This is a genomic window from Pyruvatibacter mobilis (assembly GCF_012848855.1).
GTDB classification, from domain to species: domain Bacteria; phylum Pseudomonadota; class Alphaproteobacteria; order CGMCC-115125; family CGMCC-115125; genus Pyruvatibacter; species Pyruvatibacter mobilis.
On record NZ_CP051630.1, the window covers coordinates 1,262,439 to 1,287,737 of the forward strand.

Sequence of the window (25,299 nt, forward strand, 5' to 3'; positions counted from 1 at the left end):
GACGACGGATGCCTGGTTATCCGCAGCAAGGCCGGTGCCAGACCGGTGGCACGGTGGTTCAGCTGCTGAGGCGAAAAAGGAAAGCGTTGAGGCCGAGATAGCGCTTAACGGCAATGGCCAGCATCGCGAGATTGGCGATCAGCGATGCCAGCGTGGCAATGGCCGCTCCCATGGTGCCGAATTCAGGAATGAGGAGCGCATTGAGGCCCAGATTGAGCGCGGCCGACGTGCAAATGACCCAGGTAGCGACCATTTGCTTGCCTGTCATGGACAGGAGGTATTCCAGCGGTCCAACCGTGCAGCGGGCGACATACCCCATCACCAGGATGAGCAGCACGATGTGTCCGGCATCGAAACCCGGGCCGAAGAGTGTAAGCACATAGCCACCGACCGACAGCAGCGCCAAAGCGCCAGCGATGCTTGGCCAGAAACTCATGCGGTTGACGCCATCCAGAAATGCCTGGAGATCGGCCCGGGTGCCGGAAGCGTTGATTTCCGAGAATTTGGGGACGGCGCGCGCAGTGATGGCGAAATAGACGAAGCCGATAAGGCTGGCCGTCCGCGCTGCGGCAAAATAGATGGCGACGGATGCCGGGTCTTCGATTTGCCCCAGCATGATGACATCCGTGGATGACATCAGCAGATAGGCGCCTTCGAACACCAGCATGGGCATTGAAATGCGGAGCCAGTAGGCGGCGTGGTAGCGCGGCCGGGCGCGCGGTACCGTGCGCCGTATTCCACGAAACAGGATAGACGCCTGCAGTGCCAGACCAAGAGCGCAGGCTGATGTCATCGCGAGCATTGCGGTGACAGCATCTGGTGACAGTCCGGCCAGCACCAAGGCACCGATGCCGCCAAGCAGCATGAGGGGCCGCACGACATAGGGAATGATGTAGGCGAGTGTTACCCAGCCAAAGGCGCGGGCGGCGCTCTCCTGGATATCCGCCATGGCAAAGATCGGCAGCGCGATCAGTGCGACAGCAAAAGGCATGACGTAGTAGGCGTCGATAACGGGCTCGAGCAGGAGCAGGGTGAGCGCGGCAGCGGCGCCAACAACCAGACCCGACCCCAGTACAATGAGGTTTGCGCGGGCCAAAAGACCCCACAACCTGCGCCAGCGCCGGCGGGCGACATATTCTGGAATGAAGCGGAGGACGGAGGTATTCAGGCCCAGAGGAGCCATGGTCCCAAGCAGGATTACCCAGGTCCAGACATATGCATAGATGCCGAACTCGAACGCGCCCATCCAGCGGGCCAGCAGCACCATGGACATGAAGGTGATGCCGGCGCCGGCAACCCGGATGGCCAGAACCGATGCCGCACCACGCAACACGCTTCCCAGATCGTTTGCCTCAAGGAGCATGTTGCGGATGCGCTCACCCAATCGGGCAGGCAGCAGGCCGGTCAGCCGCAGGGCCATGGCCTGTAGGCCGTGGCCGGCTGCATGCGATGTATCCAGGCTGCTCATTGTCCGAGGGCCCGGTTCACCAGCCGCCGGGCGTCCGTTGCGAGCGTGAAGAGACGCGGTGAAGCCTTGACCTTGCGCTTAAGATAGCCACGGGCGCGCGCAATGCTGGTCAGGGCAACGCCGCCCATGGAAAGCGGGACGTGGATATCGATGAGGTCGAGACGGCTGTCGCACCATTCCTTCTTGTAGCCTTCGTCACCCACAGTTAGGTCGAAGACTTTCACGCCATTGGCGAAACACCATTTGAATAGCTCATGGAGATGCAACACGCCGGGTGAGTGTCTTGCGAGGTCACCGTCGGTTACGCTGCCGATAACTGCGTAGAAGCGTTCGTTCTGCACATAGCCCATGTTGCCGGCCATGATTTCACCGTTCACGGTCAGGGCAGAGATATGAAGCTGCTTGCAGATGGCCTGGTCGTCCACAAGACGGTGCAGGAATGCGTAGACACCGTCCTGGGCGAAGGGATCGCAGATGCCGCGTGCTTTCAGCCAGATTGCTTTCTGCGCCAGGATCTCATCAATCATCTGATGGCGGCGCATGGGTGTGTCGGCGACCTCGAAGCTTACAGGTCCGTGCTTCTCCAGCTGACGGCGGCGTTGCCGATCCCGTTTGCGTGTCGATTTACTTCGAGCGGCGGCATAGAAGTCTTCGAAGTTGTCACCGGTCAGAGTGATGGCGTGCGCCGCGCTTGGATGCGGTGCATGCGGCATCAATGACAGGGGCGCGCGTATACCGGCAAACTCGGAGGCGGTCTTGCTCAGGCAAAGGGCTGCTGCATCAGGAACCTGATTGGCAACGCGCATGAGGATATCGCGCATCATGGAACCGGTGCAGGTCTGGGCGAAGTCGGGCAGCGCCAATGGCGCGTGGTAGTCCGCGTCTTCTTCAGCCATCCAGTGCAGCACCGGCATCCCCATATGTGTGCGGAGCATCAGCGGCAGGATCATGACGAGACGTGCATTGTCGTCCCGCACAAGGGCAATGCGCGGTTCAGCATTTTGAGCCTTACCTACCGTTTCCATCCAGCAGGCGAGCCAGTCATGGGTCTGGAAAATGGCCGGAGATGATTGCTGCTCCAGCAGTCGCCAGGCCGCGGCGCAGTCACTCATCCTGTGAGCGATGACCACGCGATAGCTGTCGGACGCGCCGACGACCGCATGCCGTGTGGGCAGCGTATCGGTCGAAATCAACGTCAGGCTGGGGGTGCGCTGGGACATGGTGCTCGTGTGTCCTGCCGTCAGGCACCCTGCGGTGCGCCAAGCTCCACATAGCCAAGCTCTTCACGCGGATCGACCTGGAAGCTGGTCTGCAGCACGCGCTCGCGGCTCTTGAGCAAGCCGGAATACTTGATGCCGGCGGCAAAAGCGCATTTGGCCATCGCGGCAACACCGGTGGTGTTCCGGCTCGTGGGGGTCACGCCCAGAAGGCGGCGCATGGCACCATTGGCGAATACAACGCCGTAGAAGCGCTGCGCTTCAGGCGTGTAATAGGACGTGGTGATGGACACATTGAGGCCGTCGAGATTGTCCACGCGATGTGGTGCCTGCTGTTTCCAGGCCACGGCGTCACCGGCTTCGAGATCAAACACCTTGGCGTGCTGATCGAAGGAGGGGCTGTAAGGAACTTCCTCTTCCTGTTCGCGCAGCACAACACGTTCCCGATTTTCGGGGGACAGGAATTCATCCGTGTCCGGATACAGCCAGAGGCGCTTGCGTCCCCGGATGTGCCACAGGGCAATCGGCGGGATGTCGCAGTGATAGAGCACGCTCATATCGGGGCTGGAAATGAGGATGCCGGTGTTATGGCGGAACGTGCGGAGGCCGGGATTGAGGTTTGCAATGTCGCCAAAGGCGCGCTGTACCAGCGCGGCATGGCGGGGCGCTGCATCTTCAATGTGCTGAAGATTAAGCCAGAGGTGGCCGTGCTGGATGGCCTCAAGGACCTGTTCACCCGTGAGACCGCTTATGGACCCATAGCGCCACAGATAGCTGCCATCCGGCTGCTGCGTGGTGGTGTAGACCGTCATCAGGTGACCGGGGTAGGTCTCGATCAGTTCGGCGAGGGCGTCATCTTCAAACAGGCCGCTTTCGGCAAAACGGTGCTTGAACCGCAGCGAGGTGAGCGAGAATTTCTCAGCATCTTCCTTGCTGATGTCGATAATCGACGACTTTGCGTCCGGTGACATCACATCGGGGGACATGGGCGCCTGCTCCGTCTTTCTGTCTTGCCGCTCCGTTCTGGAGGGTTCGACAGGACAGTCGCATGCGGAGGGTTACCAAGCCGTTTGTGTACGGAAGCGGTAGACCAGCTTTCGCAGGTTTTTCGCGGCTTTCCAGAGGCGCTCATCTTGTTTGATGGCGCGTTTTGCCCGTCGGCCGACCGACAGCGCGAAGGCTGTGATGCGACCCTTCATGGTTAAGCCGAAGTGAATGTCGAACAGCGGCATAACCGTGTCGCACCACTCATCCTTGTAGCCTTCATCGCCCGCCGTGAAGTCGAAGGTGCTGAGGCCGTTGTCGATCGACCATTCGATGAGGTCCGTCAGATGGAGCTGACCGGGCGAGAATGCGCGCATGTCGCCATCGGCCATGGTGGAGAGGACGTAGTAATAGCGTCCATTCCACACGAGCCCCCAATTGGCGGCGGTGATGGTATCGCCGGCCACGTAGGCGGACAGCTGGCAAATGCCCGGATGGCTCTCGGCCATGCTGCGATAGAAGGCGCGAACGTCACCATCGGCGAACACATCGCCGACGCCCATTTCCGCCAGGCGCGAACGCTTCTGATCAATGAGGGCTGTGATGATGCGGCCGCGTTGGGTGGTACTGGCCGCGATCTCCATCCGGGTTTCACCATGGGCAGTAGCGAGGCGGCGGGCCTTCTGGCGCAATTTCTTTCGGGACGATGCGCCACGGCGCGCCTTGAAGAAGGTGTCGAAATCGGTGCCCAGCGACATGCTGTGCGAGCCCATGGGCGACAGGTGATTGGGATAGCAGAGCAGGGGATGTGAGCCGTCTTCCAGTGTGGCCGGCATCTCCAGCAACTGTACGACGTCGATGTTGGGTGCCATGCGGCAGGCAGCTTCAAGAAGCGATCGGGTGACCCTGGGGGTCATGCGTGCCAGGAAGGTCTTGTCCAGCAAGGGGCCCTTGTAGTCAGCGTGCTCGGCGCCGAGCCAGACGAGCTTGCGGATGTGGCCGCGGGTCTCGATGCCCATGGGGAGCAGGGCGACAAGGCCTCCGCCGCGACGGCTTGCCATAACGATGAAGGGCTCGATGGCGCGTGCCGCACCGATATGGGTGTGCCATTGCGAGACCCAGGCCCAGCTCTGAAAGACGTGGCCTGCTGCGCGGTGCTCCAGATTGACCCAGTCAGCGCGCAGACCGTCTATATCCGCGCTGGTGCTCAGGACGAGCTCGGTCGCGTCCTCCAGTGGGGTTTTTTCTTCAAAATCAACGGGTTCGGCGGAAATTGGTGCCGCGGCGATACTCATGTGCGGTGCTTTCAAGGCAATAAACTCTGCCCAATATCCGCAAGGGCAGTGCCAGAAAGGGCAGAATCCCGCCGTCAATCGGTTGGCAATTGTTCGGGACTACTCTCCGGGAGCTTCAGGCTCCCCAATCACCTACCGGAGATCCCGCCTCCATGCGCCGTGTCGGACGTGACGTCATCAAGCTTGGCCTTTCAACCATGCGCAGCACCGGCATGCACAGGATGCTGGGGGACAGCTGGCGGGGGCTGGGGGCCATTTTCATGCTGCACCGGGTTGTCGAGGAGGCGGCGCCGGACACGGCATTTGCACCCAACAGGATCCTCGAAGTGACGCCTGATTTTCTGGATGCGGTGATTGGCCGTGTCAGGGGTCTCGGCTACGAGATCGTCTCGCTGGACGACATGGTGAGCCGGCTGCGTGGCGGAGGGCCCGGTCCTTTCGCGGCCTTTACGTTCGACGATGGCTATCGCGATAACTTCGAACTCGCTTTGCCGATCTTCGAGAAGCATGACGCGCCTTTTGCAGTCTATGTGGCGTCTGACCTGCCGGATGGGTTGGCTGACCTGTGGTGGATGACCCTGGAAGCATCGATCCGGGCCGTGGACCATCTGGAGATGGAGATCGGTGGCGAGGTCATCCATCACCGGGCGGAGACCAACAAAGACAAGCGCGGGGCCTGGGAGAGCGTCTACTGGCGTTTGCGGGATCTTCCCGAGGATGAGATGCGCCATGCCGTCAGCGTGCTTGCAGAGCAGGCGGGCATTGATGGCCGGGCCATTGCCAATGCACATGCGATGTCTTGGGATCAGGTGCGGGCGCTGCATTCACATCCGCTTTGCACCATCGGCGCACACACCGCGTCCCACTATGCCCTCGCCAAGCTGCCGAAAGAACGGGCGCGGGAGGACATGCTGGCAGGCACTGCGCGCCTGGAGACGGAACTCGGCGACAAGCCAAAGCACTTTGCCTATCCCTATGGTGATGAAGGCTCTGCGTCACAGCGCGAGTTTGACCTGGCCACGAGCCAGCGCTTTGCGTCAGCTGTGACGACCCGCAAGGGACTGCTGTTCGCCGAGCATGGGAATCATCTGCGTGCGCTGCCGCGCCTGTCTCTCAATGGTGATTATCAGGATGTGGATCTGGTGGAGGTTCTTCTCGGCGGTGCGCCGTTTGCCCTGTGGAACCGCTTCAAACGCGTGAATGTGGCCTGACGGCCTGATCATCTGGCGCCTTACCGCCGAGGCATTTGGCTTTGCTGAAAATGCGGATATAGTCCGCCGCAGATTCACCCATTTCTGACCGCCGGGGTTCCAACCATGTCCGCGATCTATGCCATCCTGATCTTTCTGGTCGTGTTTCTTGCACTCAACAAGATGACCTTCGGCAGACTCGACTAAGAGCACCCGCAAGGGCCGGATTTTCCGGCATCAGACCAGAATTGCCGACGCCGGCCGTAACCGCGGTCGGCGTTTGCGCGTCCGGAGCCTATTCAGCGTCGGGAAGCTGCATCCACTTGATGATGTATCCGGCGGGCAGGGCCCAGAGGATACCGGCGGCCAGGAAGTAGACGAACTCGATGAAGCCGTTATCCGGCAGCTTGTAGATGGCAACCGTCATCACCAGCATGGCCCAGTAGAAGATGAAGACCAGCAAGACGATCAGGCCGATCAGCTTGCGCCAGCGCATGGGAATGCCAAGGGTCATTTGAGTTCTCGCGATCATGGTGCGGCATCGCGCCGCTGCCGCCGGCACGGGACCGGGCTATCTTTGGCGCTGTGATATAGACCGGGTTCCCGGACATTTCAAAACCAACACGTGCCGCCATGACCATTTCCACGACCTCATCCTCCACCGATAGCCTGCCGGACCGGACACGGCCGGTCGCGATCTGGCTGCTGAGTGTCGCAGCGCTGGTGGCGTTGATGGTGGTGGTTGGCGGGCTCACGCGGCTGACCGAGTCAGGCCTCTCCATTACCGAATGGAAGCCGGTGACCGGCGCAATCCCGCCTCTGTCGGCTGAAGTCTGGGAAGAGGATTTCGACAAGTACAGGCAGATTCCACAGTACCAGCTGGTCAACAAGGGCATGAGCCTTGATGAGTTCAAGACCATTTACTGGTGGGAATGGGGGCACCGCTTCCTCGGCCGGCTCATCGGTCTGGCCTTCTTTGTGCCCTTCGTGTGGTTCCTGGCGACTGGACGGCTGCGCGGGCAGCTGGCGTGGACATGCGCAGGGCTGTTCATCCTGGGCGGGCTTCAGGGTGGGCTTGGCTGGTACATGGTGGCGTCCGGGCTGACGGAGCGGGTCAGCGTGTCCCAGTACCGGCTTGCGGCCCATCTCGGACTGGCGTTCCTTATCTTTGCAGCCCTTGTGTGGGTGGCGCTTGGTATCCTGCGGGGCAATGCGCGCGCTGACGATGCAAACCGACGTTGGATCGGCTGGACGGCCGGGCTCATGGGGCTTGTCTATCTGCAGATCATACTTGGTGCCTTCGTGGCCGGGCTTGATGCGGGCATAATCTACAACACGTGGCCGCTTATGGATGGGGCCTTCGTGCCTGACCGGGTTTATGCCGGGGAGATGGCGGCTTTCGAGGATCACATGACGGTGCAGTTCAATCACCGCATGCTGGCCTATCTCATCTGCATTCTGACTGTTGTCTATTGCTGGCGGGTCGTTGCTGATGGAGCCCCGGCTCTGCAGCGGCGCGCTGCCATGTGGTTTGCCACCGGTGTGCTGCTCCAGGTGCTGATCGGTATCTGGACGCTGCTCGCAGTTGTGCCTGTCTGGCTTGGCGGTGTGCACCAGTTCGGTGCGGTTGTCGTCCTGGGCCTTGCGGTATTGCAGGCGCATGTGGCGTATCACCGGGACGACAAGGCCGTTCAGCAGCTGGGCTGAGAGCAACCTTCAGACGTCATGGCTACGAACGTCAAAACCCCGCAGGCGTGTCTACCTGCGGGGTTTCTGAATTCGGAGATGTCCGTCAGGCTCAGGTGAGAGCCAGCGCCTTGTCGAGATCGGCAATGATGTCGGCCGCATCCTCAAGGCCGACGGAAATGCGCACCGTATCATCGCCCGCGCCTGCCGCAGCCCGTTGCTCGCTCGAGAGCTGGGCATGGGTCGTGGATGCGGGGTGAATGATCAGGGACCGGGTATCGCCGATATTGGCGAGGTGGGAGATCATCTCGACAGAGTTGCACAGCTTGACGCCCGCGTCGTATCCGCCCTTGAGCCCAAAGGTGAAAACCGCGCCTGCGCCCTTGGGGCTGATCTTCTGCATGAGGGCGTGGCCGGGATCTTCCTTGAGGCCCGCATAGGACACCCATGACACCTTGTCGTGGTCCTTGAGGTGATGGGCCACTTCAAGGGCGTTCTGGCAGTGGCGTTCCATGCGCAGGTGCAGGGTTTCGCACCCTGTCAGAAGCAGGAAGGCATTCTGGGGGGCGAGGGCCGGGCCCAGATCGCGCAGCCCAAGCACGCGGCAGGCAATGGCAAAGGCGATATTGCCGAAGGTCTCGTGGAGCTTGAGGCCGTGATAGCTGTCATTCGGTTCACCGAGGGTCGGGTAGTTGCCGGAGGCTGACCAGTCGAACGTCCCCGCATCGACAATCACCCCGCCGACGGAGTTGCCATGACCGCCAATGAACTTGGTGAGCGAGTGGCAGACGATGTCGGCGCCATGCTCGATCGGCCGGCACAGATAGGGCGAGGCCATGGTGTTGTCGACGATTAGAGGCAGGCCCGCCTCCTTGGCGATAGCCGCAACAGCGGCGATGTCCTGAATGACGCCGCCGGGATTGGCGATGGATTCCATGAAGATGGCGCGGGTCTTGGGGGTGATGGCCGCCTTCACATTGTCCGGGTTCGACATGTCCACCCAATCGACATGCCAGTCGAACTTCTTGAAGGCATGGCCGAACTGATTGATCGAGCCGCCATAGAGCTGGCGGGACGCAATGAAGTGGTCGCCGGGCTGCATGAGCGTGTGGAATATCAGAAGCTGCGCGCCATGACCCGAAGCAGTCGCAAGTGCAGCGGTGCCGCCTTCGAGGGACGCAATGCGGTCTTCAAGGACTGCCTGGGTCGGGTTCATGATGCGGGAGTAGATGTTGCCGAACTCCTGCAGGCCGAACAGGCGGGCGGCATGATCCACATCGTCAAACACGTAGGACGTGGTCTGGTAGATGGGTGTTGTGCGGGCGCCGGTGGTGGGGTCCGGTGCGGCGCCGGCGTGGATGGCGCGAGTGGCAAAGCCCTGGTCGCTCATGAAAGATACTCCCTGTACGGATTGAAACGAGGCGCGTTTGCGCCGTCTACTGAGGCGGCCGGTATCAGAGGCATCCCGCGGCTCTGAGGCGCGGGAGTTCCTGCTTGGGACACCGGTCCATGATGACGGTCATTCCTGCTTCTTCTGCCCGGCGGGCGGCTGCCTCGTCAATCACGTCCAGCTGCATCCAGACAGATTTGGCACCGACCTCTATGGCTTCGTCCACGGTTTCGCCAGCCACATCGGAGTTGCGGAAGATATCCACCATGTCGATTGGCACCGGCACATCCTTCAGCGACGCCAGCACAGTGCGGCCATGAATTTCGCTGCCTGCCCTAAGCGGGTTTACCGGATAGACGTCGTAGCCTTCGCGAAGCAGATAGCCGAGGACTTCGTTGCTGGCGCGGTGCGGCTTGTCGCTGGCACCAACGAGGGCAATGGTCCTGGTGGAAGTCAGCAGGGCTGAGAGGGTGTCGTCGGAGTAAGTCGGCATGATTATCTGTCTTCCCAGGTCGGATCGCGCTTCTCGATGAAGGCAGAAATGCCTTCTGCCGCATCGCGGGCCATCATGTTGGCGGCCATGACGCGGCCAGCATAGTCATAGGCATCACCGAGGCTCTTTTCGAGCTGGTCGTAGAATGCAGCCTTGCCGACAGCGAGGGTATGGGAGGACTTCGAGGCTATGCGTCTTGCCCAGGCGTGGACTTCCTCGTCCAGCATGCCGTCAGGCACAGCCTGGTTGATGAGGCCGAACTCCTCAGCTCGCTGTGCATCGATCATCTCGCCAAGAAGAAGCATCTCCATGGCCTGCTTGCGCGACACGTTGCGGGACAGGGCAACCATGGGGGTTGAACAGAACAGGCCGATATTGACGCCGGGCGTTGCGAAATGCGCCTGGTGCGAGGCGAGGGCCAGATCGCAGCTGGCAACGAGCTGGCAGCCTGCCGCCGTGGCAATGCCCTGAACCTTGGCAATGACGGGGGTAGGGCACCGGACGATTGCCTGCATCATTGCCGAGCAGCGGGCCACGAGATCCTCGAAATAGGCTTTGCCGCCATCCGCGTCTTCCCGGTGTGCGGTCATCTCCTTGAGGTCGTGCCCTGCGCAGAAGGCCGGCCCGGCAGCTTCAAGCACAATGACGCGGGCGGCAGGATCCGTTCCCAGCCGGTTTACCGCTTCGTGCAGAGCGGCAATCAGAGCATCTGACAGGCTGTTACGGGCTTTTGCCCGGTTGAGTGTCAGGGTCGCGATACCGGCTTCGATGCTCTCGCACAGAACCGGTGCATCCGTGGTTGTCGCAGCAGCCTGGGACATGCGCATTCCTCCTGTTTTGAGGTGAAGCCTAGGCGTTGGTCCGGGCGGCGTCATCCCCGGCGACAGCGGGTCGCAGGTGCTGAGGGCATTTGAAGGGCGCGATGAAGGCGGTGCCGTCTTTGAAAGCTGTTCAAGGCAGGGGCACGCTTTAAAAAATGGGGTGCCTTAATACCGCGATTGGAAGTTGCTGGTTTTAAAGCGTTTTTCAGGTCATTTGCCGATTGACATGACGCGCTGGCTTTAGGATAAACCGCGCCACGTTCCGCCGGGTATCGCTGCCCGGCGCTTTGCTTTTTTGGCCGGTCCCCGTGGGCCGGCCCTCAAGGACGACACGGAAACAATGAAGACCTTTACTGCCACTCCCTCGAATATCGAGAAGAAGTGGGTGCTGATCGACGCTGAAGGCCTGGTTGTGGGGCGCATGGCCGCCATCATCGCAACCCGTCTGCGCGGCAAGCACAAGCCCACTTTCACTCCGCACATGGATTGCGGCGACAACATTGTCGTCATCAATTGCGACAAGGTGGCTCTCACCGGCAAGAAGATGACTGACAAGAAGTACTACCGTCACACGGGTCATCCGGGCGGTATCAAGGAAACCAACCCGACGCGCATTCTGGAAGGCAAGAATCCGGAAGACGTGGTGCGCAAGGCCGTGCAGCGCATGCTGCCGGGCGGCCCGCTGTCGCGCCAGCAGATGTCCAACCTGAAGATCTATCCGGGCGCCGAGCATCCGCATGAGGCCCAGCAGCCCGAAAAGCTGGACATTGCGGCGCTCAATTCCAAGAACACGCCGCGCGACTAAGAGGGACCTGAAACATGTCTGAAACTGAAACCCGTTCCCTCGAGGACCTTGGCGACGCCATGACCGCGGCTGCCACAGGTAGCGACGTTGCTGCTGCCGAGCCGGTGGAACTTCCTGACCCGCAGGTTGATGAGCACGGCCGCTCCTATGCGACCGGCAAGCGCAAGGATGCGGTTGCCCGCGTCTGGGTGAAGCGCGGCACCGGCATGATCACCATCAACGGCAAGGACCAGACCCAGTATTTCGCACGCCCCGTGCTGCGCATGCTGGTCAACCAGCCGCTGGTGCTGACCGAGCGCCAGAGTGAAATCGACGTGGTGTGCACCGTGACCGGTGGTGGCCTTTCCGGCCAGGCCGGTGCTGTGCGCCACGGTATTTCCAAGGCTCTGACCCTGTTTGAGCCGGCGCTGCGTCCGGTGCTGAAGTCGAACGGCTTCCTCACGCGCGACAGCCGCGTGGTGGAGCGCAAGAAGTACGGCCGCGCCAAGGCCCGCCGGAGCTTCCAGTTCTCCAAGCGCTAAGACGCGCCATCAGATCAAGACGGGAAGGGCGGCTCTTCTGGAGCCGCCCTTTCTTTTTGAGCTCTCAGGCCTTGAAGCTGGTGTTTCCGCCGTCAGCGAGAAACGCCGTGCCTGTTACAAAGGACGCCTGGTCGGACAGGAGAAATGCAGCGGCCTGTGCGATTTCCTCCGGCTGTGCCATGCGGCCGAGGGCATGCAACCCGTTGACCCAACTGCGGGCCTCCGGGCCCTGCGGTGCCATATCGGTATCGGTGCCGCCCGGAAGCAATGCGTTCACACGAATGCCATCCCGACCTTTTTCCGCCGCCAGAACCCGGGCAAGGCCGACAAGGCCTGCTTTTGAGGCTGCGTATGCCCCCATGCCCTGAATTCCCGTGCAATGGCCCACGAATGAAGACGTGAAGACGATTGCGCCACCGCCATTTGCCTGCATGGCGGGTACCTGGTGTTTGGCTGCGTAGAAAGCAGCTGTGAGATTGGTTGCAATCGTCTCGTGCCAGCTCTCATTCGTGATTGTGGGGAGGGAGCACGCTTCTCCGAGAATGGCGGCGTTGTTGAAGGCGCCATCGAGGCGACCCGTGACGGCGAGTGCGGTTTCGACCAACCGGGCTGAGGTTTGCTCCTCTGTGATGTCACCAGCAACCGCTACGGCCTTGCCCCCTGCGGCGCTAATGCCCTCAACAATGGGGGCGAGTGACGATTGCCGCCGGGCACTGACAATGACAGTGGCTCCGTGGCTCGCGAAAAGGCGTGCAGCGGCGGCTCCTATGCCGCGGCTGGCGCCCGTGATGATGATGCATTTGTTTTCCAGCACCTTCTGATCCCTTCAAAGCTGTGGGTTGGCAGGGTGGAATAGGCAGGATCAGCTTTCCCGGCTTCCCCTTTCCGGCCACGCAATATTGCCGGACACGGGTCGACGAAGGCGCTTGGTGTGCCCCTAATTAGAATTATTCGAAATAGTCTTGACGCGGCCTGCGCTACGCCCCATCTTGCTTTTGCGAGTTGTTCGCATCTAATGGTCGGAGAAGTCAGATGTCCCGTGTTGTGTCTGTTGCCGGTTCCCGTGCTGCCCGAAAAACCTTCACCTATTCGGTGATGCACATGGCCGTGGCGATCGCAGTGGCCTTTGTGCTCAGCGGCAGCTGGGTCGTGGCCTTCAGCATAGGACTGATCGAGCCGCTGGTTCAGACAGTGGCCTATCACCTGCACGAGCGGGCCTGGGGCCAAGATGACGGCTCGGGTGAGGGCAGGAGCAGGGAAATGTCTGATTCCCCTGCGTCACCCTTGGCGGCCTGAGGGAACCGCGTCCGGGCGGCGAGGGTTAATCCTGCGAATGTCTCACACATCCCCGCTGAGACCGGAGCAGAGAAAGACCCTGAGGTCCCCCCATGACACACACCTACGCCCCCAGACACGACCAGGACGCCGCAATCCTGTCAGACACCCCTTCGGCGGAAGCCGACGTACCTTTCACTTACCGCAAGATTGCGCCGCCACGCGCGGCGCTGCTGCCGCTGGAGTTGCGCGTTCTGGCCGAAGGGGCGGCGCTGGCAGCTGCCTGGCCCGCCCTCAACCGGGCGCCTGACGGGGATGGACATGGCGTGGTGGTGGTGCCGGGGTTCACTGCCGATGATGCCTCAATGGCGCCGATGCGCCGCTTCATCGCAAACAGGGGCTATGTGGCACATGGCTGGGATAATGGGCGCAATATGGGGGCGACCCAGGCCAATCTTGATGCTGTAGTGGCCAAGCTCGAGGCTGTCGCGGATGAGACGGGCCGAAAAGTGAGCCTGATCGGCTGGAGCCTCGGCGGGTGCTTTGTGCGGGAAGTGGCGCGGGAGTGCCCGGATCTCGTGCGGCAAGTCATGACCCTGGGGAGCCCGTTCCAGGATGTGCGGGCGAACGCCATCTCAATGATGCTGCAGATGTTTGCGCCGGAGGATGTGATCGAGGATCCGGAACGCGAGAAGACGCTCGGCTCGCCAATCCCCGTGCCGTCCACAGCAATCTTTACGCCGACCGATGCCATTGTAGCCGGGGATGCCTGCCGTGAATGTCCTGGCGGTCAGCGGGAATCCATCGAGGTGTTCGCCAGCCATATGGGCCTTGCCTATAATCCGCTTGTCTATTTCGCCATTGCGGACCGCCTGGCCCAGGCAGAGAAGCGCTGGCGCCATTTTGAGCCGCCAGCCCTGTTGCGTCAGCTTTATGCGGTCCACAAATAGGGCCGGGCGGCACGGCAAATCCGGTAGGCGATCACGGGGAGGCGTGGTAAACCCGCGCCTCCCTTGGTCGTTTCCGGGTTGTCGACCGGGTTGTCGAAAGGCGGCGCAGCATGGCGCATACGGTATTCATAGATGGCGAGGCTGGCACAACTGGCCTCCAGATCCGCGACCGGCTGGAGCAGCGGGATGATATCGAGATCGTCTCGATCGACCCTGAACGCCGGAAGGATGCCGATGCCCGTGCCGAATTGCTGAATGGCTGCGATGCTTCCATTCTGTGCTTGCCCGATGATGCGGCGCGGGAAGCCGTTTCGCTGGTCACGAACCCCAAGGCGCGGATTCTGGATGCCTCGTCGGCCCACCGGACCGATCCTGAGTGGGTTTATGGCTTTCCCGAGATGCGGAAGGGTCAGCGGGATGCCATCCGGACAGCGACCCGGCTGGCTGTTCCAGGGTGCTATCCGACGGGTTTTATCGGCCTGGTTTGGCCCCTCGTCGATGCGGGGCTGATCCCGCGCGACTTGCCGGTGAGCGTGTTTGGTGTGTCTGGCTATTCAGGCGGCGGCAAGGCGCTGATTGACCGGTACGAGAACATCAAGAACGAGGCGTATATTGCTGAAGGACATAGGCTTTATGGCTTGACGCTTCAGCACAAGCACCTGCCGGAGATGAAGCATTTCACCGGCCTTGCTTCGGCTCCTATCTTCGTTCCGGCGACGGGGCAGTTCCGGCAGGGGATGCTTATCCAGGTTCCTCTTGCGCTTGATTCTTTGCCTGCGCGCCCGTCTGTTACTCAAATTTATCAGTCACTTACTACATTTTATTCAGGTGAGGCATTTGTGCAGGTTGCCGCCGAGCAAGCTGAAAACCCACCTGCGGAAATGTTTGGGGAAGCACTGGTGGGGACCAACCAGCTGCGCCTCAATGTCTTTGGGCGCGACGGGTCGGATAACGAGGGCGGGCAGGCGCTGCTGGTGGCAGAGCTTGATAATCTCGGCAAGGGAGCTTCCGGGGCTGCCGTGCAATGCCTCAACCTGATGCTGGGTCTCGACGAGGGCGCAGGGCTTTAGGTCCGCACCGACAGCCCCGGCAAGTATCCGTTAACCAATCACCCGCACCCTGTGGATAGATGTTTGCAGTGCTGCCCTCCGGCTCAGTGGGACGTTGCCGGGGTGGAGAACAGCAGTATTTTTTCAGCTTTTTGGTGTCAGGGTACTGCGCGGACCTGTGGAGTTTGGTATCGTTCGGGTTCAGGCGCGGCCCTGCCTTTGGGCATCGTCTGGCATGTGGGGTTTTTCGCGGTCCGACTTCGGATTAAACCGCGGACAGCCAGCGGGGGAGACCTAGAACAGGTTGACTGACACTGCGGCGAGAGCCAGCGAGTTCCGGGAGCGCCCGGCGCGCGGGCTTAGTCGACATACTGGTCCGGCGACGCAGCCTGAATGGGCGGTTCCGCAGGTCAAAAGGCACGGAATCAGCCCGAAACGGGCGACATCGCGGCTTCGGCAGCAGGCCCGGATACGGGCTGAAAAGAGAGCGGGCTTAGAGAATTTGATGACGATGGAAATCATGTCGACCACGGGCAAGACCATTTCGACGCGCCGTCCGGGCCTTTTCCGGACAGGACCGATGGCTGCCGCATTTGCCGCACTGCTCCTTGCCGCGTGTTCCACCACGCCTGAATGGACGCGCCCGTCGACCATCTCTGATTCGATCACCGGTCAGTCACCGAGCGAGCCGACCAATGAGACCGTTGCCGCGCAGCAGGCTGCAGCCGAGAACAGTTCAGACGGTGCGGCTTTCCCCGCGGCGGGCTCTGCGCCGAAGGTCCCTGAGACCGGTGCCGAGGCTGAAAAGCGCGACCTGGCGAACAGCCTCGTTGCTGACCGCCAGCATGCCCGATATTCCGGTGAAGCCCTGCGTGGCGGCACCGAACCGCCCGCATCGCCGCTGCCGTCGCGCCGCACCGCGCCGCTGCCGGATTTACCCCAGACGGCGGGTGCTGCATCCAGTGGAGAACAGGTTGCGTCTGGCAAGGTCATCCCCGCGCCGGAAGTTCCGGAATTCCGCGAGCCGTCCCGCCGTATCGGCGAAGTAAAGGACGGCGAGTATGTGCCGCGTGAAGAGGTTGTCCGCCGCAATGCCCAGGCCGGTCGTGAAGCCGCGGAGGAAGCAGCCGAGCGGACTGCAGACAACGCTTCTGATGCGGTGACCAAGGCCGCGTCTGACAAGGTTGAGGTTGCGACGCTCCCGGCACCGACCAGCACACCGGCGCCGAGTGCGCCTGCTGTGCAGGCTGCCCCGGCAGCGCCGGTTGCCGCTCCTGCGCCGGTGCGCCAGACCACGGCTGCTCCGGCCCGCCGTCCGGCTGTGCCTGCCACGGCACGCCCCCTTTATGAGACGGAAGCTGCGGCGCAGGCCGCCGTTCAGCCTTCAGCAGTTCCGACGGGTCGGGCGGCGAGGCCAGTCGCAGCTTCGCCTGCTGTTACGACGGGAGAGCCGCAGTTTGCGGCCTCGAAGGCGCCGCCGCTGCCGGCGGAAGTCCTGTCGCAGGTGCCGGCTGTTGTTTCCGCCCGCTTCGAGGAAACCCGCGTTGAGACCGGTGCCCCTGCTGCTGCGCCTGCCCAGACGGGTGGCGATGGCGTCGTGATTGACTATTCGGCTATCGGTGCCGGGTCACCGGTGCCTGAGGAAAGCTCCTATGAGCAGGGCTCGGCTGCGGCCACACCCGCCTATGAGCTGCTGTCAGAAGATGCTGAAGGCGGACCGTTCACGCCGGTTGCGATCTATTTCGGCCATGGGTCCACGGCGCTGTCAGCAGCTGATCGTGCTGAAATCCGTGACATTGCCGCACTGCAGAAGAAGCGCGGTGGTGGACCCGTGCGTGTTGTGGGCCATGCGTCCAGCCGCACGAACAACCTGCCGGTGGAAAAGCACCTGCTCGCCAATTTCGATACGTCGCTCAAGCGGGCGAATGCCGTTGCGGCTGAGCTGATGAAGCATGGCGTTGCCGCTGCTGATCTGGTGATTGAGGCAGAAGGTGATCAGGCCCCGGTCTTCTATGAGTCCATGCCGGCAGGCGAGGCCGGTAACCGGCGCGCGGAAATCTTCCTCGAGTAACGCGTAGCCGGCCCCCTCCCTTACATCTTCCTCTCGAGACCTGGCTGGTGCTGTTCGATCCCGTTGCGGACGAAGGGCGCTGGCCTTTCTCCGTTGGCGTTGCCCATCCGGGATGGCATTCCTGTTTTCGCGGTTTCAGGCTCATTTCCGCCATGCCGCCGAAACATTGTCAAAAGCGCCGAATGTCTGCTAATGCCGCGTGTCCTTTGCGCGGGCTCCATCTGACCCGCCGCACCTGACCGGGCTTGAACCGGAAACCAGAAAATCATGTCGCACGAATTCCACCGTATCCGCCGCCTGCCGCCCTACGTCTTCGAGGTCGTGAACAAGCTCAAGGCAGAAGCGCGCGCCCGCGGCGAAGACATCATCGACCTCGGGATGGGCAATCCCGATCTGCCGACACCTCAGCATATTGTCGACAAGCTCGTTGAGACCGTCTCAAAGCCCCGGACCAACCGCTATTCAGCCAGCAAGGGCATTCCGGGTCTCCGGCGGGCCCAGGCCGCCTATTATGAGCGCCGGTTTGGCGTGAAGCTCAATCCCGAGACCGAGATCGTGGCGACGATCGGGTCCAAGGAGGGGTTTGCAAACCTGGCCCAGGCGATTACGGCGCCGGGCGACGTGGTGCTCGTCCCGAACCCCACCTATCCGATCCATGCATTCGGCTTCATCATTTCCGGTGCCGTCATCCGGCATGTGCCGATCACCTCGGAAGAGGAGTTCATGGCGGGGCTGGAACGGGCGATGCGGCACTCCGTGCCCAAGCCGTCGGCTGTTGTGCTTAACTTCCCGTCCAATCCGACCGCGCGGGTGGTGGACCTCGAGTTCTACAAGGACATGGTGAAGTTCGCCTACAAGCACGACATCTTCCTGCTGTCTGACCTGGCCTATTCGGAAGTCTATTTCGACGATTGCCCGCCGCCGCCGTCGATCCTGCAGGTGCCCGGGGCAAAGGATGTGGCCATTGAGTTCACGTCCCTGTCCAAGACATATTCAATGCCGGGCTGGCGCATGGGATTTGCCGTCGGTAATGAGCGGCTGGTGGCTGCCCTGACGCGCATCAAGTCCTATCTCGATTACGGGGCCTTCACGCCGATCCAGGTGGCGGCCACGGCGGCTTTGAATGGTCCTCAGGACTGCGTGGATGAGATGCGGTCCATCTATCAGACACGCCGCGATGCGCTGGTCCAGTCCATGAGCCAGGCGGGCTGGGATATTCCGTCGCCGCCCGCGACGATGTTTGCCTGGGCACCGCTGCCGGAGAAGTTCAGGGAGACCGGTTCGCTGGAATTCTCCAAGCTGCTGCTGGAGCACGCCAAGGTGGCTGTGTCGCCGGGTGTGGGCTTCGGTGAATATGGCGACGGCCACGTGCGCGTGGCCATCGTGGAAAATGAACAGCGGATCCGGCAGGCCGCACGCAATGTGCGCCGTTTCATGCAGAACGCGGATGCCATCCTTGCCGGTGAGCATCCTGATCTGCGTCTGGGCGATGACGATCCGCTTCCGGCCGATCAGAAGAAAGTTGATGTTTAGATGAGTGACAGCGCCTCCGGTAATCCCCTGCGTATCGGTATTGCGGGCCTGGGCACTGTCGGTGCCGGCGTGCTCAAGCTGCTGACCCAGCAGCAGGACATTCTGGCAGCACGTGCCGGTGTGCCGCTGGTCGTCACCGCGGTCTCAGCCCGCAACCGGCAGCAGGACCGGGGCGTCGAGATCGATGGCTATGCCTGGTATGACAACTGCCTCGACATGGCCGAGGCAGATGACGTGGATGTGGTTGTCGAGCTGATTGGCGGTGCTGACGGCACGGCCAAGGTGCTGGTCGAGAATGCCATTGCTGCAGGCAAGCATGTGGTGACCGCCAACAAGGCGCTGCTTGCATATCATGGGCAGAGCATTGCGGAGAGTGCTGAAGCCAAGGCAGTGGCCGTCGGCTTCGAAGCCGCGGTCGCCGGCGGTGTTCCGGTGATCAAGGGGTTGCGTGACGGTCTGGCCGCCAACCAGGTCGAGCGCATCGTCGCCATCCTCAACGGCACCTGCAATTTTGTTCTCGGCCTGATGGAAGAAGAAGAAGTGAGCTTCGAGGATGCTGTCCGCGAAGCTCAGGACGTCGGCTTTGCAGAGGCTGACCCGACGACCGACATCGGCGGTTTCGATGCGGCTCACAAGCTCTCCCTGCTGGCGAGCATTGCCTTCGGCACGCAGGTCAATCTTGACGCAGTGCTTGTGAAGGGGATCGACAGCGTGGCGGCCGAAGACATCGAGGCGGCCAAGGAGCTGGGCTACCGCATCAAGCTCATCGCCGTGGCTGACCGGAATGGCGGGCATATCATCCAGCGGGTGCACCCGGCGCTTGTGCCGCTTGAGCAGCCGCTGGCCCATGTGGGCGGGCCGGGTAATTCCATCGTGATGCAGGGCGACTGGGTCGGCACGGTTGAGTTCGGCGGCCCGGGGGCAGGGGAGAAGCCGACGGCCTCTGCCGTGGTGGCCGACATCGTGGACATTGCCCGTGGCTTCCAGGTGCCGGTCTTCGGCACGCCTGCGGCGCAACTTACGCCGGCCAAGTCCGCGTCAGAGGACAATTCGCTGGCTCCTTACTATCTGCGGATGGAACTGGCGGACAAAAAGGGCACGGCCTCGACGATGACCGGCATTCTGGCCGAGCATGACATCTCAATCGAGACGATGATCCAGAAGCCGGAGGAAGATCACGAGCTTGGCGCCAACATGCCTGTCATCGTGGTAACCTATGCAACGCGGGATACGGCAATTGCCAAGGCTATTGCGGAGATCGAAGGCGCCGGGATCCTGGCGGGATCGCCCAATGTCATTCGCGTCGAATCGCTTTAATCAAGCCGCGTAACCGGCTATTCACAACCGAAGGGCCCATCGGGGCCTGCCACCTACAGGACAGAAAGACCGATCTTCATGAGCCAGGCCCAGCCCGAGCAGGAACACACCCGTGAATCCCTTCTTCACCGTGAGCTGACGCTGGAGCTTGTGCGCGTGACGGAGCGTGCTGCCGTGGCGGCTTCGCGCCTGCGCGGCCGGGGGGATGAAAAGGCTGCCGATCAGGCCGCTGTGGACGCTATGCGCCGGGAGCTGAATGCTCTGGATATCGACGGCACCGTTGTGATCGGCGAAGGCGAGCGTGACGAGGCGCCGATGCTTTATATCGGTGAGGAAGTCGGCACCAAGAACGGCCCGAAGGTTGATATCGCGCTGGATCCGCTGGAAGGCACCACGCTGTGCGCTAAGTGCATGCCCAATTCGCTGGCAACCATTGCCATGGCCGAAGGCGGCAGCCTGCTGAATGCGCCGGACGTCTACATGGAAAAAATCGCCATTGGCGGCGGATACCCGGAAGGTCTCGTCGATCTCGACGCTGACCCCAAGGACAACGTCCTGAAGCTGGCGCAGGCAAAGGGCGTGGACCCGTCGCAGATTACGGTCTGCATCCTCGACCGTCCGCGCCATTCGCACCTGATCAAGGGCGTGCGTGATGCAGGCGCCGCCGTGACCCTGATCCCGGATGGTGACATCGCGGGCGTGATCCACACGTCTGATCCCAATACCGGCATCGACATGTATATGGGCACTGGTGGTGCGCCTGAAGGTGTTCTGGCTGCCGCTGCACTGCGCTGCATCGGCGGGCAGATCCAGGGGCGCCTGATCTTCCGTGACGCGGAAGAGCGCCGCCGGGCCGAGCGTGTCGGCTACACGGATTTCGACCGCAAATACATGACCCAGGAATTGGCGTCCGGGGATGTGCTTTTTGCCGCCACCGGCGTGACGGACGGCACAATGCTGGACGGCATCAAGTGGGAGAATGACCGGGTGACGACGCACACTGTGGTCATGCGGTCATCCACCGGCACTGTCCGTTACATCAAGGCTTCGCACAGCTACCTTGGCAAGTTCCGCTAACGCACGTCCGGTCTACGACGAGCCGGCACCGTTTCTCGGCGTCGCCCGGTCATTTTCCGGGCGCGCTTGGCGGTTGCGGCCGGCGGATGAGCGGCAGGCGGAACTCATTTCCCAGCGCCATGGCATTGACGCCTTCCTGGCCCGCATTCTGGCGGCGCGGGAAGTTTCCGCTGACGATGTGCCCAGCTATCTGGCACCTACTCTGCGTGACCTCTTGCCGGACCCGTCGTGCCTTGCCGATATGGATGCGGCAGCTGACCGGCTGTCAGAGGCAATCATCAATGATGAGCCAATTGCTGTCTTCGGTGATTATGACGTAGACGGAGCAACGTCGAGCGCGCTGCTGGACCGGTACCTGAAAGCGCTGGGTGTTACACCCCGTACCTATATTCCTGACAGGTTGGCCGAAGGGTATGGTCCCAACCCGACCGCCATGCGTGTGTTGGCGGAGGAGGGGGCCCGCGTCGTCATTACGGTCGATTGCGGCACCATGGCTTTCGCGCCCCTTGAGGAAGCAAGCCGGCTCGGCCTCGATGTGCTGGTGATCGACCACCATAAGGCCGCGCCTGAACTTCCCATCGCGCGCGCCGTGGTTAATCCCAACCGGCTGGACTGTGGCTCGGGTCTCGGACAGCTGGCCGCGGTTGGTGTGGTATTCATGCTGGTGGTCGCGACGAACCGCGCCCTGCGGCAACGGGGCCATTTTTCAGATATCCGCCCTGAACCCAATCTTACGCGACTGTTGGACCTCGTGGCTCTTGGCACGGTGTGTGACGTTGTGCCCCTGCGCGGCGTCAACCGGGCCTTTGTCACGCAGGGCCTGCGCATCATGGGGCAGGGTCAGAATTGCGGCCTGCAGGCGCTGGGTGCTGTCGCGGGGATGGAGGGCGCGCCATCTCCCTATCACGCCGGTTTCCTGCTTGGGCCCCGCGTCAATGCCGGCGGCAGGATCGGAGCATCCGGACTCGGGGCAAAACTTCTGTCTACGGAAGACCCGGACGAGGCTGCGGCGATTGCGGGCCGGCTGGACGTGCTGAATGCGGAGCGCCGCGCGATCGAGGCTGATGTACTCGACCAGGCAATTGCCCTGGTCGACCGCGACGGTTTGGCGGACCGGGCCGTCAGTGTTGTGGCCGGGCCTTCCTGGCATCCCGGCGTGATTGGTATCGTCGCGGCGCGGATCAAGGAACGCACGGGCAATCCTTCCATCGTCATCGCGCTGGATGACAAGGGCATGGGCAAGGGGTCCGGGCGGTCAATCGCCGGTGTGGATATGGGGGCTTCCGTGGTCCGGGCGCTTGAAGCGGGGCTCCTGGTCAATGGTGGCGGGCATGCCATGGCCGCAGGGCTGACCGTTGCTGCGGATCGCGTGGATGACCTGACAGCCTATCTGGAACAGGACATGGCTGATGACGTGGCGCAGGCGCGGCTGGCGGCGGGTCTTACTCTTGATGGTGCCATTGCCTGTAGCGGGGCCACCGCGTCACTTGTCGACCTCATTGCCCAGGCGGGGCCCTATGGGTCGGGCAATCCTGAACCGCGTATTGCCGTGGCGGATGCCCGGATCGGCTATGCGGATGTCGTGGGCAGCAACCATGTGCGGCTCACCCTGAAGGGGCAAAGCGGCAAGACGCTGAAGGCTGTTGCATTCCGGGCCGCAGATCAGCCACTTGGGCAATCTCTTTTGGGCAATGCTGATATGCGCGTGCACGTTGCCGGACGGTTGAAACGCGATAGCTGGCGCGGCGGCGAGGCAGTGGAGCTGCATATCGAGGACGCAGCAGCCGCTGACCACTAGGCTTCGGATTGTCGCTTTCCAGTCAAAAAACCGCAAAAAATCGGCGATTTGGGTCTTGAATGCGGCGTGCGGGGTGTGTATCAAGCTCATCCGCGACGGGGACAGCTTGTCTGTTCCGCCGCTCAGCGCGCCCTTCGTCTATCGGTTAGGACGCCAGGTTTTCAACCTGGAAAGAGGGGTTCGACTCCCCTAGGGCGTGCCACTTTCTTCACCATTTTGTGTAAAATGTGAGCCAATAGGTTCATGTGAAGTGGTGAGGCGTAGCCATGCCCCTCGAGGCACGGTCAAATCAGTCAGCAGTATTGGACGCTCGGACGTCGCTCGAAAAATCGGCGGCACCAGGGCGGCTGCGTGCGTTCCTGGACCTTTATGACGAGATGCGAGACGGGCGGCTGGTCCCGCACCGTAACGATCTGGATCTTCGTAAACTCAGCGCGTTTCTTACCGATCTAACCCTGATGGAGATCGAGGATGACGCCACCATCACCTATAGGCTGATGGGCAGTGACGTGGCGGAGCGGATGGGGGCTGACCTCACCGGTCGCAACTTCCTCGAGTTCCTGTCTGCTAAGGAACGGCGGGGGACGGCACGGGCTATGGATCTTATTGTGTCCCGGCCGCTGGGGCTCTTCTCGATCTACCTCAACCAGTATGCCCGCGGGGTCCTCTCCCGCAACGAGAGCATCATGCTGCCTCTGTCGGCTGGGGATGACGACAAGGTCACGCAGATCATCGGACTGCATCTGGTGCAGACCACGGTCAACTATGCCACTGTCGGCGACAACACCATCATTGCCGCAGATACATTCGGGACCGAGCCGGTCGATCTGGGCAATGGGGTACCGACCGCGGATGAAATTGCCAGGCTCAGAGCTGTATCCTGACAAGTGCCCATTCCTGACCCGGGTGACACTTCACCGGTCATGCAAGCCCTCAATACAGTCGCAATACGGGCAGTCAAATCGCGGCACACTTATGCCGTGTTCTGCGACAAAAAGTTTATTTCATTTAAGGCCGTACTTGATCCAAAAGGATCAGCATCCACTTACCAGCTAACACGCCATTTGAGAAAGTTCAGGCTCGCCTGTTCTCGATTTCCGGTATTGCGCTACCATTGGCGGAAAACGCCGGGAAGGAAATGTCCAGATGCAGAATGCCGCGGACACCGGTTCGCTGACCCTTGAAAGGTTCGAGCCGCTCCTTGCGCACACGCAAGCGCCGGATGCCATGCGGACTCTCATTGCCGCATATCTGGATGCGTGGGAGAAGACCGCGCCTCCAGCACGCACGGATCTCAACTTCCGGACGCTTGCGCCTTACATGCCCAACCTCACCATCATGGAACGGCGTGATGGCCGGTATCTCTATCGCCTGGTGGGGACTGAAGTGGTCGAGCGCATGACGCGCGACCTGACCGGCGAAAACGTATTCGACTATTTTGCCCCCGGCATTCACTCAGGTGTCAGGCAAGGCTTCGAGGCAGTGATTGATGATTGCTGCATCAGCCTCTTCATCTACGAGAACACCTACAGCAATGGTGTGATGATGAAGGTCGAGAGCCTGCTGCTGCCAATTGCCTCGGGTGTGGATGGTGAGGCGCATCACATGCTGGCCTGGCATATTCGACACAATGATCGTTCCTTCACGGAACAAGAGGAACTTGTGTTTCAGTCCAGCAGAGTGGGACAGGTGTTCTTTGTGCCCCTGAAAGGCAATTGCCGCCCAATGCCTGCGCTCCGGGCATTGGCGCCTGTGGAAATCTGTTGAGACGCTCGTGCCTATTTCGGCTTTGCTGATATGTCGATCGAGATGGGGACGTCGACGCATACTGTTGCACCGCTGGTGAAATCACCCTGGCCAATTCCGTAGTCGGTTCGATCGACTGTTACAGTGCCGACGGCACGGACGCTGCCGTCCCCCAGATCTTCCAATGTGAAGGGCAGGGTGATTGCTTGCGTCTGGCCACGCATGGTGAGGTCCGCGTCCATCTCGAAGGTCCCATCGCCGGTGTTCCGGAAGGCGGTGCTGACCAGTCGTGCCTGCGGGTGTGCCGTGACTGCGAACCAGTCATCGCTCACCAGGCTGCTGTCGCGGGTTGCGTCATTGGTGGTCGCGCTCTCCATCGTGATGACCACTTCGACGGATGAAGATGTCAGATCTGTTTCATCAAAAGAAATATCAGCATCCCATCTCTCAAATGAACCGGGTACGGATGAACCGAACACGCTTGCCTCGAAGGTGAGACTGCTTGCGGCCAGATCGACCTGCCATTGGGCGGCTTGGGTACCTGACATAGCCCCGCCGGCAACCAAGAGCGCGCAGGCAAGTGCCGGGACCCGGCTGAGTTGAGCGATCATGG

24 protein-coding genes and 1 tRNA gene are annotated in these 25,299 nt (G+C 61.5%); 15 read left to right on the forward strand and 10 right to left on the reverse strand.

Translation table 11 applies throughout. The annotated features are described in order from the left end of the window. Window positions 1–58: 58 nt before the first annotated feature. The 4 genes from HG718_RS05980 to HG718_RS05995 all read right to left on the reverse strand — a co-directional run bounded on the left by HG718_RS05980 (window position 59) and on the right by HG718_RS05995 (window position 4,964). Window positions 59–1,468 carry an oligosaccharide flippase family protein gene (locus HG718_RS05980; protein ID WP_160587738.1) on the reverse strand — a complete coding sequence of 470 codons (1,410 nt, stop codon included), beginning with the start codon at window positions 1,466–1,468 and terminating at the stop codon, window positions 59–61. Then, complete coding sequence (locus tag HG718_RS05985; protein ID WP_160587739.1) at window positions 1,465–2,688, reverse strand: GNAT family N-acetyltransferase; 1,224 nt, start codon at window positions 2,686–2,688, stop codon at window positions 1,465–1,467. Before HG718_RS05985 ends, HG718_RS05980 begins: the two co-directional genes overlap by 4 nt. Window positions 2,689–2,708: 20 nt before the next feature. Beyond that, on the reverse strand, window positions 2,709–3,671 hold the full coding sequence (locus HG718_RS05990) for a cupin domain-containing protein (protein ID WP_160587740.1): 963 nt from the start codon (window positions 3,669–3,671) through the stop codon (window positions 2,709–2,711). Between the two features lie 72 nt (window positions 3,672–3,743). Continuing rightward, window positions 3,744–4,964 carry a GNAT family N-acetyltransferase gene (locus tag HG718_RS05995; protein WP_160587741.1) on the reverse strand — a complete coding sequence of 407 codons (1,221 nt, stop codon included), beginning with the start codon at window positions 4,962–4,964 and terminating at the stop codon, window positions 3,744–3,746. Between the two features lie 152 nt (window positions 4,965–5,116). Between HG718_RS05995 and HG718_RS06000 the strand changes: the two genes are divergently transcribed. Next, window positions 5,117–6,175 (forward strand): polysaccharide deacetylase family protein, encoded by a 1,059-nt coding sequence (locus HG718_RS06000; RefSeq protein ID WP_160587742.1) that lies wholly within the window; start codon window positions 5,117–5,119, stop codon window positions 6,173–6,175. 274 nt (window positions 6,176–6,449) lie between these two features. Here the strand turns inward: HG718_RS06000 and HG718_RS06005 are convergent, their stop codons facing one another. After that, complete coding sequence (locus HG718_RS06005; protein ID WP_160587743.1) at window positions 6,450–6,668, reverse strand: DUF2842 domain-containing protein; 219 nt, start codon at window positions 6,666–6,668, stop codon at window positions 6,450–6,452. Window positions 6,669–6,787: 119 nt separating this feature from the next. On the opposite strand from HG718_RS06005, the gene HG718_RS06010 reads away from it, so the two are divergent. Further along, window positions 6,788–7,861, forward strand: a complete 1,074-nt coding sequence (locus tag HG718_RS06010; RefSeq protein ID WP_170080185.1) for a COX15/CtaA family protein — start codon at window positions 6,788–6,790, stop codon at window positions 7,859–7,861. A gap of 91 nt (window positions 7,862–7,952) precedes the next feature. On the opposite strand, the gene HG718_RS06015 is transcribed toward HG718_RS06010, so the two are convergent. The 3 genes from HG718_RS06015 to HG718_RS06025 form a co-directional block, all read right to left on the reverse strand. After that, the gene (locus HG718_RS06015) at window positions 7,953–9,230 is read right to left on the reverse strand and encodes an O-acetylhomoserine aminocarboxypropyltransferase (RefSeq protein WP_160587745.1); all 1,278 of its coding nucleotides are present in this window, start codon (window positions 9,228–9,230) and stop codon (window positions 7,953–7,955) included. Window positions 9,231–9,294: 64 nt separating this feature from the next. Continuing rightward, window positions 9,295–9,723: a CoA-binding protein gene (locus HG718_RS06020; RefSeq protein ID WP_027837778.1), complete on the reverse strand. Its 429-nt coding sequence runs from the start codon at window positions 9,721–9,723 to the stop codon at window positions 9,295–9,297. Between the two features lie 2 nt (window positions 9,724–9,725). Then, window positions 9,726–10,550, reverse strand: a complete 825-nt coding sequence (locus HG718_RS06025; RefSeq protein WP_160587746.1) for an enoyl-CoA hydratase — start codon at window positions 10,548–10,550, stop codon at window positions 9,726–9,728. Between the two features lie 334 nt (window positions 10,551–10,884). On the opposite strand from HG718_RS06025, the gene rplM reads away from it, so the two are divergent. Both rplM and rpsI read left to right on the forward strand, forming a co-directional pair. Then, the gene (rplM, locus tag HG718_RS06030; protein ID WP_027837780.1) at window positions 10,885–11,349 is read left to right on the forward strand and encodes a 50S ribosomal protein L13; all 465 of its coding nucleotides are present in this window, start codon (window positions 10,885–10,887) and stop codon (window positions 11,347–11,349) included. A gap of 14 nt (window positions 11,350–11,363) precedes the next feature. Continuing rightward, complete coding sequence (rpsI, locus tag HG718_RS06035) at window positions 11,364–11,870, forward strand: 30S ribosomal protein S9 (protein ID WP_160587747.1); 507 nt, start codon at window positions 11,364–11,366, stop codon at window positions 11,868–11,870. A gap of 64 nt (window positions 11,871–11,934) precedes the next feature. Here rpsI and HG718_RS06040 read toward each other — a convergent pair whose 3' ends face one another. After that, window positions 11,935–12,684, reverse strand: coding sequence for an SDR family oxidoreductase (locus HG718_RS06040; protein WP_160587748.1), 750 nt, complete (start codon window positions 12,682–12,684; stop codon window positions 11,935–11,937). A 218-nt stretch (window positions 12,685–12,902) separates the two neighbouring features. On the opposite strand from HG718_RS06040, the gene HG718_RS06045 reads away from it, so the two are divergent. From HG718_RS06045 to HG718_RS06095, 11 genes are all read left to right on the forward strand, one after another. Beyond that, window positions 12,903–13,166: a DUF2061 domain-containing protein gene (locus HG718_RS06045; protein ID WP_036261215.1), complete on the forward strand. Its 264-nt coding sequence runs from the start codon at window positions 12,903–12,905 to the stop codon at window positions 13,164–13,166. A 92-nt stretch (window positions 13,167–13,258) separates the two neighbouring features. Further along, a complete protein-coding gene (locus HG718_RS06050) occupies window positions 13,259–14,095 on the forward strand; it encodes an esterase/lipase family protein (RefSeq protein ID WP_160587749.1) in 837 nt (278 codons plus the stop codon). Window positions 14,096–14,205: 110 nt separating this feature from the next. Continuing rightward, complete coding sequence (argC, locus tag HG718_RS06055; protein WP_160587750.1) at window positions 14,206–15,165, forward strand: N-acetyl-gamma-glutamyl-phosphate reductase; 960 nt, start codon at window positions 14,206–14,208, stop codon at window positions 15,163–15,165. 484 nt (window positions 15,166–15,649) lie between these two features. Next, window positions 15,650–17,215, forward strand: a complete 1,566-nt coding sequence (locus HG718_RS06060) for an OmpA family protein (protein WP_160587751.1) — start codon at window positions 15,650–15,652, stop codon at window positions 17,213–17,215. 267 nt (window positions 17,216–17,482) lie between these two features. After that, on the forward strand, window positions 17,483–18,748 hold the full coding sequence (locus HG718_RS06065; RefSeq protein ID WP_160587752.1) for an LL-diaminopimelate aminotransferase: 1,266 nt from the start codon (window positions 17,483–17,485) through the stop codon (window positions 18,746–18,748). After that, window positions 18,749–20,065 carry a homoserine dehydrogenase gene (locus HG718_RS06070; RefSeq protein ID WP_160587753.1) on the forward strand — a complete coding sequence of 439 codons (1,317 nt, stop codon included), beginning with the start codon at window positions 18,749–18,751 and terminating at the stop codon, window positions 20,063–20,065. Window positions 20,066–20,143: 78 nt separating this feature from the next. Then, window positions 20,144–21,142 carry a class II fructose-bisphosphatase gene (glpX, locus tag HG718_RS06075; protein WP_027837788.1) on the forward strand — a complete coding sequence of 333 codons (999 nt, stop codon included), beginning with the start codon at window positions 20,144–20,146 and terminating at the stop codon, window positions 21,140–21,142. Further along, on the forward strand, window positions 21,126–22,940 hold the full coding sequence (gene recJ, locus HG718_RS06080; RefSeq protein ID WP_160587754.1) for a single-stranded-DNA-specific exonuclease RecJ: 1,815 nt from the start codon (window positions 21,126–21,128) through the stop codon (window positions 22,938–22,940). The genes glpX and recJ overlap by 17 nt, the downstream gene beginning before the upstream one ends. A 127-nt stretch (window positions 22,941–23,067) precedes the next feature. Continuing rightward, window positions 23,068–23,142, forward strand: a tRNA-Glu gene (locus HG718_RS06085). Between the two features lie 64 nt (window positions 23,143–23,206). Beyond that, on the forward strand, window positions 23,207–23,824 hold the full coding sequence (locus HG718_RS06090; protein WP_160587755.1) for a PAS domain-containing protein: 618 nt from the start codon (window positions 23,207–23,209) through the stop codon (window positions 23,822–23,824). A gap of 262 nt (window positions 23,825–24,086) precedes the next feature. After that, a complete protein-coding gene (locus HG718_RS06095; protein ID WP_160587756.1) occupies window positions 24,087–24,707 on the forward strand; it encodes a PAS domain-containing protein in 621 nt (206 codons plus the stop codon). Window positions 24,708–24,718: 11 nt separating this feature from the next. Here the strand turns inward: HG718_RS06095 and HG718_RS06100 are convergent, their stop codons facing one another. Then, window positions 24,719–25,297 carry a YceI family protein gene (locus tag HG718_RS06100; RefSeq protein ID WP_160587757.1) on the reverse strand — a complete coding sequence of 193 codons (579 nt, stop codon included), beginning with the start codon at window positions 25,295–25,297 and terminating at the stop codon, window positions 24,719–24,721. Window positions 25,298–25,299: the final 2 nt, after the last annotated feature.